The following is a 14767-nucleotide window of genomic DNA, read 5'->3' on the forward strand; positions in this document are numbered from 1 at the left end:
CGCCCCCCGCTCACACCGGCCAACCGGCTTGTCCCCGAACCGCCACAATGGACACCGCGAGAGGGTCGGGATCGATGCCAGACCAGTCGTACTACGTTCATCTGGAGTCACTGAACCATTTCGTCCGCGAACTGGAGAACCAGATCCACGCGATGTCGAAACCCGACGACTCCCTCCTGACCCTCGGCGATCACCCTCTCCTGTTCGGGGAATTCGGCGAAGCCGGTTCATTGGCCGACGCCCACCGCGCCGCGGTGGCGGAAATGCGCGGCCTGCTCGATCAGGTCAAGGGCGCGATCACGTTCGCGCAGGACGTCACGACCACGGTCGCCGACGGTTACGAGCAGGCGGACCAAACCGTGGCCGGGGACCTCAACACTTCGGGCTACGACGGCGGATCCGGGGTCATCGGCGGAGTTACCGGCGCGGTCGACGGCCTGCTGACCGGCGTCGGCTCCCTGCTGACCGGTGGCCAGGCAAGTCCGGGAGGGACGAACGGATGAGCGGCGCACGGACGAATTTCGCGGCGTACTCCCACCAGCAGCTCTACGCGATGCTCCAGGCCGGGGATCCCTCGACCGCGCGAACCGCGGCGGAGCAGTGGAAGTCCGCGGGGATCGGGCTCAACGAGCAGGCGGGGAACCTCTCGTCCGAGCTGTCGGACTTCGACGGCAACTGGACCGGCGGTGCCGCGGACAAGTACAAGACGATGGTCACCGACCTGATCAACGGGATCAAGAAGGTCGGGCAGACGGCCTCGGACATGCAGAACATGCTCGACGACGCCGCCGACGCGCTGGTGAAGGCGAAGGCGGAAATGCCGCCGCCGGTCGACGTCCCCGACGTCTCACCCGCGCAGATCGAGCTTGCGGTGAACCCGCCCGCACTGCCGGCGGACACCTCGCAGGCAGCGCTGATGAACGCGGCGAAACTACGTCAGGACGCGATCACGTCCGTCGAAGCCCAGCAGCAGGCGGCCGGAGCCGCCAGCGCGGCCAAGGGCAAGGCGATCGTCGTGATGACCACCCTCGCCGGTGACTACACCGCGGCCGAGGACTCGATTCCAGCTTCCCCCAACGCACCCGCGACCCCGCCAACGGTCACCGGCGGTGGTACGACCGGCGGCAGCGGCGCGATCGGGAGTGGCCTGCCGACGATCGGCACCAACGCGCCCCCGAGTACGACCGTGCTGACACCCCTCGCTCCGGGTGCAAGCCCCTTGGCGCCTGGCGGAACGCCCGTGACCGCACCGCCGAGCAACTCACTGTTCGGCGGCATGTTCACCGCCGGTCTAGCCGCTGCCTCCGCGGCCGCGTTCGGCCGGTTCGGCTCGATCATGCCCAAGGTTCCGCCATGGGCTTCGGGCAAGAACCCCGATGGCGAGAAGAACCCGAAGCCGGGCGCGAAACTCGGTGACAGCTCGAAACTCGACGGAACCGGCGGTGGCGCCGGAGGCGGGGGTGTCGGAGGCGGGGGTGTCGGACCGATCGGTTCGCCGTCGGTCGGTGGCGGTGGCGCACCGGGAGCGGTTCCCTTGGCGCACACCGGATTAGCCGGGGTTCCCGACGGCGGTAACACGTTGAGTGGACTCGCCGGCAGCGCAGCGGGAGCGGCCGGAGCGGCCGCGTCGAAGAGCATGATGCCGATGATGCCCATGATGCCGATGGGCGGCGGGGCCGGAGATATGGGCGGTGGACGCCGGATTCCGCCGTGGCTGGTGGAAACCGAGGATGTCTGGGGCCAGTCCGCGCCGATCGCGCCTTCGGTGATCGGTGCGGACCCGGAGCTGTACTAAGTCCTTTGAAGACTGTCCTTTTGGTACCGATGCAGAGGGAGCGGACCCGGTGACAGCGGATGGATATCGGGTCGCACCCGCCGCGTTGGACAGCGCCGCGGAGGATCTCGATGGCCGGGCGGGTGCGCTCACCACAACGAAGTCGTCGCTGAGCACGGATTCGTTCACCGCCGAGGCGTTCGGCCGGGTGTCGAACTCCGAAAGCGCTTTCGCGCAGTGGAAGAAGACCACGACCGAGCTCGCCGGGAAGCTCGATGAACAGGTCAACCGCGTGCGCGCCGTGCAGGCCGGGCTCACCGCGTGCGCCGCGGGCTACCGCCGGACCGACACCCAGATCGCGGCGATGTACCGCGCGCTCATCCCGGAAGACCCGCTGCCCTCGGTCGGCAAGACCGCCGGTGGGACAGCGGCGACGGCCGGTGCCTGGGCGGGCGCGATCGCGGACAACCGCATCAAGGTGTCCGACGCACTGACCGCAGAACGGGGAAACCTCGCCAAACTGCAGGCAACCGGCGGTGACGCGGCCGCGATCGCGAAGTCCCAGCAGCGGATCTCGCTCTACGAAGACATTCTGGCCAACAACCGGCAGATCCTGAAGTTCGACCCGGCAGGCACCGGACGGATCGCCGAGCTCATCGGGACCATCCAGCCGGGCACCCGCGATGTCGGCCTGTTCGTGCCGGGCGTGCACACTTCGCTCGACAATTACCAGACCTATGCGGACCTCGGGAAGAGCCTGGTGGCCGCCGATCCGACCGGACGTACCGCGATGGTCGTCTGGGCGGACGGCACGTTCCCGCAGAACGTCGCCGAACAGGGCACCCAGGCGAGCTACACCCACGCGATGGCGCCGAATCTGAAGTCGTTCGGCGACGACCTGCAGAACCAGATCGCCACGCACGCCGGCAGCGGCGTCATGGTGACCGGGATCGGACACAGTTACGGCGCCCCGACGATGGAACTGGCCGAACAGCAGGGCTTGAAGATCGACCAGACCGTGCTCGTGGAACCGGCCGGCATGGGCAACGGTGTATGGGGCCCCGGCGATCTGCCGCCGTCGCAAGCCGGCGTCCATCGCTTCTCGATGACAGCGCCGCTGGACCCGATCATCGCCGCGCAAGGCACCACGCAGTCGGTCCCGGACCTGCTCTCCGGCGGGGTGACCGGGCCTATCTCGCAGCACATCGACAGCTGGTCGGGCCTCGGCCACGGCGCCGATCCGGACACCTTCCCCGGGGTCACGGACCTCGAAACCGGACGCGGCGCCGACGGCAATCTGTTGTGGGGCCTCAGCGCGCACGACGACGTCCTCAAGCCCGGTTCGGACTCCTGGAACAACATCTACGGGGTCATGACCGGTGGCCCGACCACCCCGGCGGGCAGCGTCGTGCCGCACACGCTGGGCGAAGCTGCCGTCGAAGCGGCCGGTGCCACCGCGAACGCCCTGTTGAGGAGCCGATGACCAGCGAAAACACGGTGCTGGAAACGCTCGCCATCGCCTTGTGCGCGGTGATCGACGAGATCGCCGAGACCTTCGGCGGCGGTGCCGATCAGACCGTGAACGGCGAACTCGACTGCGCCCCGGCGCGGCCGGGGCACCTGCTCTGCCGGCAGTACGGCGTGCGCATCGAGTCGTCGCCCGGCGCCGAGCGCAGGCTGGCCGCCGCCGTCATCCCGATGCTCGAACGCGCCGGCTGGCGCCCGACCGACCGCAGTACCGGCGGTGAGGTGATCACGCAGTTCAGCCGGGCCGGCGCGAACATCAACGTCCACGTCGCCCGGCTGGGCGACGGCGTCACCATCGTCGGCTCCACCCCCTGCATCACCGCCCCCCAGCGACGCCCGTAACCGCAACTCGCCGTCGAGTTGCGGTCCTTGCGCACGTCAACTACCGCAACTCGCCGTCGAGTTGCGAGGGGGGCGAGGGCACTTTTGTCCAAAAGTGCCCTCGTTGAGCGTTCAAGGAGGGCACAAAGGTACAAAAGTGCCCCTGGGTTAGTGGGGGGAGAAGCGGGCGGGGCGCCAGCCTCGGCGACGGCCCCGGCGAACGGCCGCGATCACCACACCCGCGGCGGCCGCGAGTGCGACGCCGATCAGCACCACGACCCCGCTCGACGTGTCCGCCACGCCCTGGCCGGCGTCGGCCGCCGGCGCCACCGCACCGACGAGCCCGGCCGTGACGATCCCGCCGGGCGCGGCGTCCGACGGAAGTACCGCGGACACGGCCGCGTAGGCATCGAGCGTTCCCCAACCCAGCTGGGGATCGTGCGCGCCGGACGGCGGGCGGCTCGCGGTCAACGTCAACCGGCCGACGACCTGCGCCGGCCTCAATTCCGGGTGGTACGCGCGCACCAGTGCGGCCGCGCCGGCGACGTAAGCCGCGGCCAGTCCCGGGTCGGTCACCGGGAACCGTTGCGCCACCGCGCCCGCGGCCCCGGCCGAGGTGCTCACCAGATCCGCTCCCGGCGCGGAAATCGCCACGTCACCGGATTCCGTCTGCACGGCCGCGCCGGCCTGGTTCGTCGAGCCGACGCCGAGGACACCCTGGGCCGACGTCGGATAGCTCTGCGCTCCCTGCTGACTCGCCGCCGCGGCCGACACGACGACCGCGCCGCCCCGAATCGCGTCCGCCACCGCGGATTCCAGCGCCGGACTGTCCGAAGTGGCCGGCACCGCGACCAGGATGACGCCCGCCCCCGCCTGCGCGGCGGTGGTGATCCCGGCGGCCAGCGCGCCGGAATCGCTGTTCGATTCGGACTGTCCGGACGAACGGACGTAGCGGACCGGGAGAATACGGACTCCTGGCGCCATTCCGGCGAACGTCGTCGAGGAATCCTGCTGAGCGGCAATGATTCCGGCGGCGATCGTCCCGCGACCGTCGCAGTCGGCCTGACCGGCGCCCGAACCGGACACGTCCCGCACCGGGAGCACCTGGCCGGGCGAGAACTGCGCGTTCGCCCCGTCCACCCCGGTGCCGACCACGGCCACGAGCTGCCCGGCGCCGGTCGTCAACGGCCAGATCGACTGCGGGCCGATCAGCCGCTGTCCCCAGGGCACGGCACCGCCGTAGCGGCCGGTCGGATTGGCACACTGTCCCGCCACCGGTGCCGCGGACGCGACCGGGGTAACCCCGCCCACCGCCAGTACCGCGGCGCACAGCACCAGCGCACGCTTCGCCTGACCAGCCAAGGAGCACCCTCCCGGAGAACGTCGTCGGGAGAGGATATCCCGCAACCCCCCGGTGCCACACCGGTAATTCGACTGGTATGTGAGGGCCGCTCTCATGGACGCCGCGGCGTCGGCATTAGCGCAGGTCGAGGCCCAGGTCGAGGGCTTGGACGGAGTGAGTCAACGCGCCCACGGCCAGGAAATCCACCCCGGTTTCGGCGTATGCACGCGCGTTCTCCAGCCGAAGCCCGCCCGAAGCCTCCAACCTCGTCTTGGGCGATAGCTCGTCGCGACGCGCCACCGCGAGCGCGCACTGCTCGGGGGTGAAGTTATCCAGCAGCACCTCGTCCGCGCCCGCGGCGAGGGCCTCGTCCAGCTGGCTGAGATCGTCCACTTCAACCTCGCAGGCCAACGTCGGGGCGTGGTCCCGAACCGCCTGCATGGCCTGGGTTACCGAACCCGCGGCGACGACGTGGTTGTCCTTGATCAACACCGCGTCGCCCAAGCCGAGCCGGTGGTTGACCCCGCCGCCGCAGCGCACCGCGTACTTCTCCAGCGAACGCAGGCCGGGCAACGTCTTGCGGGTGTCACGGATCGCGCAGCCGGTGCCGTCGACTTCGGACACCCAAGCCGCGGTCGCGGTCGCGACGCCCGAAAGGTGACACACCAGGTTGAGCGCCGTCCGCTCCGCGGTCAGCAGCCCGCGCACACTCCCCCGCAGCACGAGCGCCGGCTCCCCGGCGACCAGCCGGCTGCCGTCCTCGCGCCGCGCCAGCACCTCGTACCGCCGGCCCAGCACCGCGTCGAAGACCGCGAGCGCGACGGGCAGCCCGGCGACCGTACCGGTCACGCGCGGCGTGATCTCGGCCAACGCCTTGGCGTCGGCGGGAACCGTCGCCTCCGTGGTCGCGTCGGGGCCGTACTTCAGATCCTCACCGAGCGCGGTGGTGACCACTCTGAGCACGTCGTCGACGTCGAGCCCGGCATCCACCAACCCGTCACGCACCTTTTCGGACAGTTCGAACGTCATGCCACATCCTCCACCAGAATGGGATCGGTCAGCACCGGGTGCCCGGACGGGCTCAGCCGGATGAGCTGGCTGTGGGACCAGGCCGCGTCGTCACGGTCCGGGAAATCGCTACGCACGTGGCAGCCTCTGGACTCGGTGCGCCGGGCGGCGGCGGTGACGAGTGCCTGCGCGACCAAGGTCAATGCCGCGTCCTCGACCGCCTCGTGCGTCCACAAGGGAGTGTCCAATGTCGACAAGTCGAGTACGGAGCTGATTACCGCGAGGCCGTCGGTGTCCCGTCCGATGGCACCGTAGCGACTCATCACGCGCTGCAGCGAGTCGCGCTCGGCGACCGGTGCCGTCATGACCGACGGCAGCACGCCGAACTTCGGGTTCGCGAGCAACCCGGCGGCGAGATCCGCCGCCACCGCCTCGGCGACCCGCTGTCCGACCACCAGTCCCTCGAGCAAACTGTTGGACGCCAAGCGGTTCGCACCGTGCAATCCCGTCTTGGCGACCTCGCCGGCCGCGTAGAGCCCGCGCACGCTGGACCGTCCGTCCACCGAGGTCACCACGCCACCGCAGGCGAAGTGCGCCGCGGGGGTGACCGGGATCGGCTCGCCCGCCGGATCGACGCCCACCGCGACACACGCCGCGTGGACCGTGGGGAACCGCTTCGCGAAACCGGGAATGCCGGTGGCGTCAAGGAAAACATGGTCGTCGACCCCGCCGGGAGCCAGCGTCATCCGACGCGTGATGGCGGCGGACACGACGTCGCGCGGGGCGAGATCCCCGAGCGGGTGGACACCTCGCATCACCGGAGCACCCGTCGCGTCGATCAGCGTCGCGCCTTCGCCGCGGATGGCCTCGGTGACCAGCGGACACCGGCCGCGCGCACCCGGGGTGAACAACACGGTCGGATGGAACTGCACGAACTCGACGTCGGCGGCCAGCGCACCGGCCCGCAGCGCGAGCGCGAGCCCGTCGCCGGTGGCGATCTCCGGATTCGACGTCGCTTGGTACAGCTGCCCGACGCCGCCACTGGCCAGCAGCACAGCAGGCGCGCGCACGACACCGAGGACCCCGGACGAGTCGAGCACGGTCACCCCGACGACCTCGCCCAGCGGAGTACGGAGCGCGTCGACGGCGATGTGCCGTTCGAGCACCGGGACGCGGCGGTCCGCTGTCCTGGCGACCAGGGTGCGCTCGACCTCGGCACCGGTGGCGTCACCGCCGGCGTGGATCACCCGGAACGCGCTGTGCCCGCCTTCCCTGGTCCTGGCCAGTTCCGCGGAATCGGCGTCGGCCGCGTCGAACCGGGCGCCGCGGTCGCGCAGGCGGGCGACCGCCGCGGGGCCGCCCCCGATGATCAGGCGCACCGCATCCTCGTCGCAGAGCCCCGCGCCGGCGGTCAAGGTGTCCTCGGCGTGCTTGGCCACGGAATCGTCGTCGTCGTGCTCGCCGTCCATCACCACCGCGACGCCACCCTGCGCCCAGCGCGTGTTGCCGTCCTCGACGGCGGCCTTGGTGACGACCAGTACCTGCAGACCGAGTTCCTGGGCATGCAGTGCGGCAGTCAGCCCGGCGACCCCGCTGCCGATCACAACCAGATCGGCGCGCGCGTCCCAAACGGGTGTTTTCGTCCCATAGACGTTAACCGGGTCGCTCATTCCCCGCCGCCAGGCTTGCCGATCTCGATCATCCGCTGGACCGACGCCTTGGCGCGCGCCGCGGTTTCGAGGTCGACATGCACCTCGTCGGTGAGCTCACGCAGCGAGCGCAGCAGCGCCGCCGGGGTGATCATCTTCATGTACCGGCAGGACGCCCGGTCGTTCACCGCGCGGAAGTCGATCTCCGGCGCGGCCTTGCGCAGCTGGTGGATCATGCCGATCTCGGTGGCCACCAGTACCGACGTCGCCTTGGTGTCCCTCGCCGCGTGCACCATGTCGCCGGTGGACAGGATCTTCACCCGGTCCGCCGCGACAGCGCCCTCACCCGCGAGGTAGAGCGCGGAGGTCGCGCAGCCGCATTCCGGGTGGATGAACAGGTCCGCGTCGGGGTACTCGGCGGCCTTCGCGGCCAGCTCGTCCCCGTTGATCCCGGCGTGCACATGGCACTCGCCGGCCCAGATGTGCATGTTCTCGCGGCCGGTGATGCGCTTGACGTGCGCGCCGAGGAACTGGTCCGGGCAGAAGAGAACCTCCTGGTCAGCGGGGATGGACGCGACCACGTCGACCGCGTTGGACGAGGTGCAGCAGATGTCGGTCTCGGCCTTGACCTCCGCGGTGGTGTTGACGTAGGAGACGACGACCGCGCCGGGGTGTTCAGCCTTCCATTCGCGCAGCTGCTCGGCGGTGATCGAGTCCGCCAATGAGCAGCCGGCGCGGGCGTCCGGGATCAGCACCCGCTTTTCCGGGGCGAGGATCTTCGCGGTCTCCGCCATGAAGTGGACGCCGCAGAAGATGATCGTGGACGCCTCGCTGGCCGCCGCGATCCGGCTGAGCGCGAGGGAGTCGCCGGTGTGGTCGGCGATGTCCTGGATCGCCGGAAGCTGGTAGTTGTGCGCGAGCAGCACCGCGTCGTGCCGGCGGGCGAGCGAGCGCACCTCCTCCGCCCAAGCTGCGTCTGCCTCGACTCCGCCGTACGGGACGAGGTTGTCCGCCCGGGGAATCTCGGGCGCGAACGTGGTGGTGCCGGCCATGGGGCCCCTCCTAGACTGCTTACCGGTTTTCGCCTTATAATCGAAAACCGTGCGAAGTCATATTAACACCCACGCCCCCTTGGCCCACGAGGTTTTAGCGGCGGTATTGCAAGTGCGTTCGGACACACTCAAGGTGCTGCTGTGGCGCCGAGCGCTCGATCCACACCTCGGGCGCTGGTCACTGCCCGGCGGCCGGCTGCGGCCCGACGAGGACGTCGAGACCTCCATCCGGCGGCAGCTCGCCGAGAAGGTCGACGTCCGGCAGCTCAAGCACGTCGAGCAGCTCGCGGTGTTCAGCGCGCCCGACCGCGTGCCCGGGCCACGGGTGGTCGCGACGGCGTTCCTCGGGCTCGTTCCCTCCGATGTCGACCCCGAGATCCCGGAAGACACCGAGTGGCACGACCTGGCCGCGCTCCCCCGCACCGCGTTCGACCACGAGGCGATCGTGCTGCGCGCCCGCGACAGGCTGCGCTCGAAACTTTGCTACACCAACGTCGGCTTCGCGCTGGCACCGAGCGAGTTCAGCGTGTCCGCGTTGCGTTCGCTGTATTCGGCGGCGCTCGGGTACCGCGTCGACGCGACGAACCTGCAGCGTGTGCTGTCGCGACGCGGTCAGCTCGTGCCGACCGGCCGCACCTCACCATCCGGTCGCGCCGGCGGCCGGCCGGCCGCGCTGTTCTCTTTCGTCGGCGAAGGAGTGCACATCACCGACCCGTTCGCGGTCTTCCGGCCGCCGCCGAAACGACACTGAAAAGCCTCGCAAACGGCTGTATTGCTGCGGAATCATCCTGCGCCGCGAAGGTGTTCCCCGTACGGTGAAGTTGTGGGCGAACCAGCGGGAAACAGCAGCGTGACGACAACGCTGCCGCTGTTCCCGTTGCAGAGCGTGCTGCTGCCCGGGGCGCAGCTCCCGTTGCACATCTTCGAACCGCGGTACCGGCAGCTCACGATCGACCTGGTCACCGGCGCGGTGCCGGACCGCGAGTTCGGCGTCATCGCGCTGAAGACTTCGCTGGTCCGCGAAGTCGAGACCCTTGAGCACGTACAGAGCTTCGGCTGCGCGGCGCTGCTCCGGGAGGCGAAACGGTTGCCGGATGGCCGGTTCGACGTCGTCACGGTCGGCGGAAGACGGTTCCGGCTGCTCGACATCGACCGCACCTCGGCGCCCTACCTGGTCGGTTCGGTCGAGTGGATCCCCGACGAGCCCGTGACCGACGGCGGGGCCGAAGCGGCCGAGCGGCTGGCGGAGGTCGCGCGCGCCGCACACCGGCGCTACTGCGAAGCCGCCTGGGAACGCGAGGACTGGCATGTCCCGCCAGCCGAAACGACCGTTGACGAGCTCGCCTACCTCCTCGCCGTGGACTGCCTGCTCCCACTGGAAGACCGCCAGCGCCTGCTCGAAGAAACCCACCCGCTGCGCCGCCTGCGGATCACCGGACAGCTGCTGACCAGGGAAGCCGGGTTCCTCGCCGCCTTGCGAGCCGTGCCGGCCCCGCTGCTCGATTCCCTGGAACTGACTGAGAAATCAAGCCTGAATTAAGCGTTGATCCTGGCCAGTGCGAAGAACTCCTGGCGTGATCGGGCGTCCTCGCGAAGGGTGCCCAGTAGCGTCGAAGTGACGGTGCTGGAGCCGTGGGCCTGAACCCCGCGCAAGGTCATGCAGCTGTGCTCGGCCTCGATCACCACGCCGACACCCCGGGGCTGCAACTGGTCCGACAACCAGTCCGCGACCTGTTTGGTCAGCCGTTCCTGCACCTGCGGCCGGCTGGCGAAGTGCTCGACGATCCGGGCGAGCTTCGACAGGCCCAGAATGCGCTCGCCAGGCAGATAGCCGACGTGCGCCACCCCGACGAACGGCAGCAGATGGTGCTCGCACACCGACCGCACCGGGATGTCGCGGACCAGGACGAGTTCGTCGTAGCCCTCGTCGTTGGGGAACGTGGTGAGATCGAACGGCCTCGGCGTGAACAGTTCGGCGTAGGCGCGGGCCATTCGGCCCGGGGTGCCGAGCAGGCTTTCCGAGTCCAGCGGGATGCCGAGGGCGCGCAAGAAGTCCCCGGCGGCCCGCTCGGCCGCGTCGAGATCGACACCGCCGTCCGGTTCGTGGACTACGTGGAGCGCAGCGGGGGAAAGCATGGCAACCCCTTTTCGTCGGACCTGGTCAGCTACGGCTCCCACCTCGTGACATTAACTCAGTTTCGCCAAGAAGTATTAGCCTTATTGCCATGCATACCATCTTTTGGGATTTACGGAAAGCAAGATTGGCGTTACTGTGGGGAATATGACGAGGAATCCGGCGATCAGGGCGATCGCCGTGCTCGATGACGAACTTCGCGGCGGCCTGTACGAGTTCATCAGGCAGGCCCGGCGCCCGGTCACCCGGGAGGAGGCCGCGGCTTCGGCCGGGATCTCCCGCAAGCTGGCCGCGTTCCACCTCGACAAGCTCGTCGAGGTCGGCCTGCTGCGGACGCACAGCGAACCCGTCGACGGCATCCGCAAAGTCGGTCGCGCGCCGAAGGTGTACGAACCCGGCGCCGAGGACATCCGGGTCGTCATCCCGGCGCGCCGTCACGACGCGCTCGCCGGCATCCTGCTCGACGCCGTCCTGTCGGAGGGCGAAGGCGAAAGCGCCGGCCAGGCTGCCGTCCGCATCGCCGGCGAGCAGGGCGAACAGGTCGGCGCGGCCCACCGCGACCGCGACCGCCCAGGCCGGCTCGGCACCGAACGCGCGTTGACGATGGCGGTGTCGATGCTCGCCGAACACGGCTTCGAACCGAGCCGCGAGACGACGACGCGGGTCCGCCTGCGCAACTGCCCGTTCCGACCGCTGACGGCGAAGGCGCCGCACCTCGTCTGCGGGATCAACCAGGCTTTCCTCGCGGGCTTCCTGACCGGCTTGGAGGCGACCACGGTCAGCGCCGTCCTGGCCCCCAGCCCCGGCCACTGCTGCGTCGAACTCCGCCCCGCCGCCGACGCCGCCGACGCCTGACCCGGCAGCGCGGGTCACCCACAGGTGCCTCTAAACGCCCCCCGAGTCAGTTTGCAAACACGAACCCCGTCAGTCGGCGGAGCCTGCGGAGCCGTTGGAGGGAGTGAACTTGTTCCAGACCTTCCCTGCGGCTCCGGAGACAGCCTCGCCGACGTCGCTGAACACCTTCGCGAGCGGGTCCGCAGACGCTGCGAAGGAGTCCTTGTACGACTTCGCGGCCGACTTGACGTCGTCCGACCACGTGCTTGTCGGGGTGTCGTCGTCGCGGCGGGGATAGTCGCCGGCGAGCAGGGCGCGGTACTCCTCCGACGCGGCCCACTTCTGCAGCTGCGCGGCCCTGACCACGGCGAACGGGTGTGACATGCCCTCGACACCGCGCAGTTTGAGGAAGCTGTCGCGAATGTCGTCGACCGACTCGTACTCGGCCGCCTGCTGCAGAAATGCCGGGATGTCGATCTTCGACGGGTCGATCCCGCCGGCCGTCAGGATGTGCGCCCGCAGCGCCACCGCCGGCTCCTGGCTGCACAGCAGGCCCGCGCGGTCACACGAAAGCTCGGCTTTGCGGAACCACTCCTTCAGCGCGGCGATGACCGCGCGGATGCCCAGCGCGCTCATCGGCGTCCACGAAAGCGCGCCGGAAATGTTGATCAGCCGGATCAGCATGGTCCGGTAGACCGCGTGCCCGGACAACACGTGTCCCATCTCGTGCCCGATCACGAACCGGAGCGATTCGGTGTCCATCCGCTCGACCGCGCCGGAGCTCAGGACGATGAACGGCTCGTCCATGCCGATGGCCCTCGCGTAGATGGCCGGGCTCTGCTCGACGAACAGCGCCGGCACGACGTCCAGGTCGAGCACTTCGGCGCAGTCGTTGCGCAGCTTGTCGAGTTCCGGGTACTGCGTCGGGCCGACCCGGATCGACGACGCCAGCGCCATCAACCGCTCGCCGCGTTCGTTGTAGAACCCGGACACCGCCTTGAGCACCTGCGCGAACCCGGGTACCGCGCGCAAGGTCGCCAGGGCACCCCTGTCCACGGGATGTTCGTACGCCCTCGGGCTGATGCCGGGGAACCGCACCCGGCTGCTCGACTGGGAAACCTCGATGTCGTTCGGCACTGTGCCGCCCCCTATGTCCGATCCGAGCTTAGAGATCCAGCCGGCCGGGCGTGGCGGAATTACCGGACTGCGTCAGCCCAGCCGGCGGCCGAGGTCGTCGTGGCTGTTCCACGACGCCAGCAGTAGGTAGACCAGCGCGGTCGCCATCGGCGCGGCGACGAGCACCCACGAGGATTCGAGCACTGGGGCCTGCGCGATCACGGCACCGAGCGCGGGCGATGAGTCCAGCTTGTAGTGCGCGGTGGCAAACGCCGAGCCGATCTGCATCCCGAGCCAGGAGGCCAGCGTCGAACCCGCAGCCGCCGCGATGAGCGCGACCGGACCGCGGCGCTCGCGCAGGAGCCATACGACCGCGCCGATGAGCAGCCCGACACCGATCGACATCACCGTGTAGATACCCAGGTCGTCGAACCGGTGCCAGCTCTCGAGCTCCAACGGGGCACGGTCGCCGACGGCGGTGATGATGCGGACGTGCTCGGCCGGGGCCATCAGCGACCACAGCCAGCCCAGCGGGATCCCCAGCAGACCTGCGGTCGACAGGATCGTGACCGCGGGCAGCAGATCCGCCTTCACCACGACCCGGGGTTCGACCCGGGGCATGACGAACTCCGGGAACGGTTCCCAGCGGTCGTCATCAACCGGAGACCGGTGTGCGCCGGCGGACGATTCGGACACGTCCGGCCTCCCTTCCGTCAGTGATCCACCGAGAGTAACCGGTCTCGGCCCGCTGTCACGAACCGTGTCGCCCGTGGCGCGTCAGGATTCTCCGCCGGACAGCTCACCGTGCCGGCTGCACCGCGCCGACCATCCGGTCGGCGTCACCTGGACGACCATCCGGCGGGCGCAGTGGGCGCAGAACCGGGGCGGCTCCAACGCCGTCCGTGCGTTGTCGCAGGCAGCGTGCTCACCACTCGTCGTCTGTCCACAGTGGACGCAGAACTCGCCGTCAGATGGTGTCACTGAGCGCCTTGATGGGCATCTTGAGCTCGCCGAGCATCTTGATGTCCTTGCTCGCCGGGCGGCCGAGGTTGGTCAGGTAGTTGCCGACGATGATCGCGTTGATCCCGCCCAGCATGCCCTGCTCCGCACCGAGATCGCCGAGCGTGAGCTCGCGGCCGCCGGCGAACCGCAACATCGTGCGGGGCATCGCGAGCCGGTACGCCGCGACGACCTTCAGCGCGTCCTTGCCCTCGATCACTTCGTACGCTTCGTACGGCGTGCCGGGCTGCGGGATCAGGAAGTTCATCGGAACCTCGTGCGGGTTCAGCTCGGCGAGCTGCACGGCGAACTCCGCGCGCTGCTCGGGCGTCTCGCCCATGCCGATGATGCCGCCGCAGCAGACCTCCATGCCGGCTTCGGCGACCATCCGCAGCGTGTCCCAGCGCTCGTCCCAGGTGTGCGTGGTGACCACGGCCGGGAAATGCGACTTGGCGGTCTCGAGGTTGTGGTTGTAGCGGTGGACGCCCATCTCGACGAGCTCGTCGACCTGCGACTGCGTCAGCATGCCCAGCGAGCAGGCGATCTGGATGTCGTTGCCGTCCTCGCGGATCGCCTTGATGCCCTCGCGGACCTGGTTGAGCAGCCGCTCGTCCGGCCCGCGCACGGCGGCCACGATGCAGAACTCCGACGCGCCCGCGACGAGTGTCTGGCGGGCGGCCTTGACCAGGCCGGGGATGTCGAGCCAGGCCGAGCGCACCGGCGTCGGGAACCGGCCGGACTGCGAGCAGAAGTGGCAATCCTCGGGGCAGCCACCGGTCTTCAGGCTGATGATGCCCTCGACCTCGACCTCGGGCCCACACCAGCGCAACCGCACCTCGTGGGCCAGCGCCAGCAACTCGGTCAACCGGTCCTCGCCGAGCCGCAGCACCTCGAGCACCTGGGCCTCGCCGAGCCCGACCCCGCCTTCGAGGACCTGCTCGCGAGCCACGGCGAGGACGTCCGCTCCTTCGGTGACCGGGACGGTCTTCTCGGGCGCTGAGGTCACGGTGA

The 14767-nt window shown here is 69.5% G+C and carries 16 protein-coding genes; 7 read left to right on the forward strand and 9 right to left on the reverse strand.

Going from position 1 to position 14767, the window contains the following annotated elements; translation table 11 throughout:
• Positions 1-74 precede the first annotated feature (74 nt).
• Genes JWQ81_RS22845 through JWQ81_RS22860 form a run of 4 tightly spaced genes read left to right on the forward strand, consistent with a single transcriptional unit; the run spans position 75 to position 3643 of the window.
• Complete coding sequence (locus JWQ81_RS22845; RefSeq protein ID WP_297544530.1) at positions 75-503, forward strand: hypothetical protein; 429 nt, start codon at positions 75-77, stop codon at positions 501-503.
• Positions 500-1795, forward strand: coding sequence for a WXG100 family type VII secretion target (locus tag JWQ81_RS22850; protein ID WP_297544531.1), 1296 nt, complete (start codon positions 500-502; stop codon positions 1793-1795). Before JWQ81_RS22845 ends, JWQ81_RS22850 begins: the two co-directional genes overlap by 4 nt.
• A 49-nt stretch (positions 1796-1844) precedes the next feature.
• On the forward strand, positions 1845-3257 hold the full coding sequence (locus JWQ81_RS22855) for an alpha/beta hydrolase (protein ID WP_297544532.1): 1413 nt from the start codon (positions 1845-1847) through the stop codon (positions 3255-3257).
• The gene (locus JWQ81_RS22860) at positions 3254-3643 is read left to right on the forward strand and encodes a hypothetical protein (RefSeq protein ID WP_297544533.1); all 390 of its coding nucleotides are present in this window, start codon (positions 3254-3256) and stop codon (positions 3641-3643) included. The genes JWQ81_RS22855 and JWQ81_RS22860 overlap by 4 nt, the downstream gene beginning before the upstream one ends.
• A gap of 147 nt (positions 3644-3790) precedes the next feature.
• Here the strand turns inward: JWQ81_RS22860 and JWQ81_RS22865 are convergent, their stop codons facing one another.
• From JWQ81_RS22865 to nadA, 4 genes are all read right to left on the reverse strand, one after another.
• Complete coding sequence (locus JWQ81_RS22865) at positions 3791-4984, reverse strand: S8 family serine peptidase (protein WP_297544534.1); 1194 nt, start codon at positions 4982-4984, stop codon at positions 3791-3793.
• A gap of 115 nt (positions 4985-5099) precedes the next feature.
• A complete protein-coding gene (gene nadC, locus JWQ81_RS22870) occupies positions 5100-5993 on the reverse strand; it encodes a carboxylating nicotinate-nucleotide diphosphorylase (RefSeq protein WP_297544535.1) in 894 nt (297 codons plus the stop codon).
• A complete protein-coding gene (locus tag JWQ81_RS22875; RefSeq protein WP_297544536.1) occupies positions 5990-7642 on the reverse strand; it encodes an L-aspartate oxidase in 1653 nt (550 codons plus the stop codon). Before JWQ81_RS22875 ends, nadC begins: the two co-directional genes overlap by 4 nt.
• Positions 7639-8673: a quinolinate synthase NadA gene (gene nadA / locus JWQ81_RS22880; RefSeq protein ID WP_297544537.1), complete on the reverse strand. Its 1035-nt coding sequence runs from the start codon at positions 8671-8673 to the stop codon at positions 7639-7641. The genes JWQ81_RS22875 and nadA overlap by 4 nt, the downstream gene beginning before the upstream one ends.
• A gap of 106 nt (positions 8674-8779) precedes the next feature.
• Between nadA and JWQ81_RS22885 the strand changes: the two genes are divergently transcribed.
• Positions 8780-9424 (forward strand): NUDIX domain-containing protein, encoded by a 645-nt coding sequence (locus JWQ81_RS22885; protein WP_297544579.1) that lies wholly within the window; start codon positions 8780-8782, stop codon positions 9422-9424.
• Positions 9425-9496: 72 nt separating this feature from the next.
• Positions 9497-10213, forward strand: coding sequence for an LON peptidase substrate-binding domain-containing protein (locus JWQ81_RS22890; protein ID WP_297544538.1), 717 nt, complete (start codon positions 9497-9499; stop codon positions 10211-10213).
• On the opposite strand, the gene folE is transcribed toward JWQ81_RS22890, so the two are convergent.
• Positions 10210-10809, reverse strand: coding sequence for a GTP cyclohydrolase I FolE (gene folE, locus JWQ81_RS22895; RefSeq protein ID WP_297544539.1), 600 nt, complete (start codon positions 10807-10809; stop codon positions 10210-10212). The two genes, JWQ81_RS22890 and folE, sit on opposite strands and share 4 nt — an antisense overlap.
• Before the next feature lie 145 nt (positions 10810-10954).
• Here folE and JWQ81_RS22900 point away from each other — a divergent pair, with 145 nt between their 5' ends.
• Complete coding sequence (locus JWQ81_RS22900) at positions 10955-11662, forward strand: transcriptional regulator (RefSeq protein ID WP_297544540.1); 708 nt, start codon at positions 10955-10957, stop codon at positions 11660-11662.
• Positions 11663-11731: 69 nt separating this feature from the next.
• On the opposite strand, the gene JWQ81_RS22905 is transcribed toward JWQ81_RS22900, so the two are convergent.
• The 4 genes from JWQ81_RS22905 to bioB all read right to left on the reverse strand — a co-directional run bounded on the left by JWQ81_RS22905 (position 11732) and on the right by bioB (position 14762).
• Positions 11732-12778, reverse strand: coding sequence for a M48 family metallopeptidase (locus tag JWQ81_RS22905; RefSeq protein ID WP_297544541.1), 1047 nt, complete (start codon positions 12776-12778; stop codon positions 11732-11734).
• A 72-nt stretch (positions 12779-12850) separates the two neighbouring features.
• Complete coding sequence (locus JWQ81_RS22910) at positions 12851-13378, reverse strand: DUF2567 domain-containing protein (protein ID WP_297544580.1); 528 nt, start codon at positions 13376-13378, stop codon at positions 12851-12853.
• 156 nt (positions 13379-13534) lie between these two features.
• Positions 13535-13738 (reverse strand): hypothetical protein, encoded by a 204-nt coding sequence (locus JWQ81_RS22915; RefSeq protein ID WP_297544542.1) that lies wholly within the window; start codon positions 13736-13738, stop codon positions 13535-13537.
• Positions 13725-14762, reverse strand: a complete 1038-nt coding sequence (bioB, locus tag JWQ81_RS22920; protein WP_297544543.1) for a biotin synthase BioB — start codon at positions 14760-14762, stop codon at positions 13725-13727. Before bioB ends, JWQ81_RS22915 begins: the two co-directional genes overlap by 14 nt.
• Between the last annotated feature and the right edge of the window lie 5 nt (positions 14763-14767).

Source organism: Amycolatopsis sp., assembly GCF_025464955.1.
In the GTDB taxonomy this organism is placed as follows: Bacteria; Actinomycetota; Actinomycetes; order Mycobacteriales; family Pseudonocardiaceae; genus Amycolatopsis.

Excerpts from the sequence above, each read along its gene's own strand:
- JWQ81_RS22845 (WP_297544530.1), top strand. The coding sequence starts at position 75 with ATGCCAGACCAGTCGTACTACGTTCATCTGGAGTCACTGAACCATTTC.
- JWQ81_RS22850 (WP_297544531.1), top strand. The coding sequence starts at position 500 with ATGAGCGGCGCACGGACGAATTTCGCGGCGTACTCCCACCAGCAGCTC.
- JWQ81_RS22860 (WP_297544533.1), top strand. The coding sequence starts at position 3,254 with ATGACCAGCGAAAACACGGTGCTGGAAACGCTCGCCATCGCCTTGTGC.
- nadC (WP_297544535.1), bottom strand. The coding sequence starts at position 5,993 with ATGACGTTCGAACTGTCCGAAAAGGTGCGTGACGGGTTGGTGGATGCC.
- JWQ81_RS22875 (WP_297544536.1), bottom strand. The coding sequence starts at position 7,642 with ATGAGCGACCCGGTTAACGTCTATGGGACGAAAACACCCGTTTGGGAC.
- nadA (WP_297544537.1), bottom strand. The coding sequence starts at position 8,673 with ATGGCCGGCACCACCACGTTCGCGCCCGAGATTCCCCGGGCGGACAAC.
- folE (WP_297544539.1), bottom strand. The coding sequence starts at position 10,809 with ATGCTTTCCCCCGCTGCGCTCCACGTAGTCCACGAACCGGACGGCGGT.
- JWQ81_RS22900 (WP_297544540.1), top strand. The coding sequence starts at position 10,955 with ATGACGAGGAATCCGGCGATCAGGGCGATCGCCGTGCTCGATGACGAA.
- JWQ81_RS22910 (WP_297544580.1), bottom strand. The coding sequence starts at position 13,378 with ATGCCCCGGGTCGAACCCCGGGTCGTGGTGAAGGCGGATCTGCTGCCC.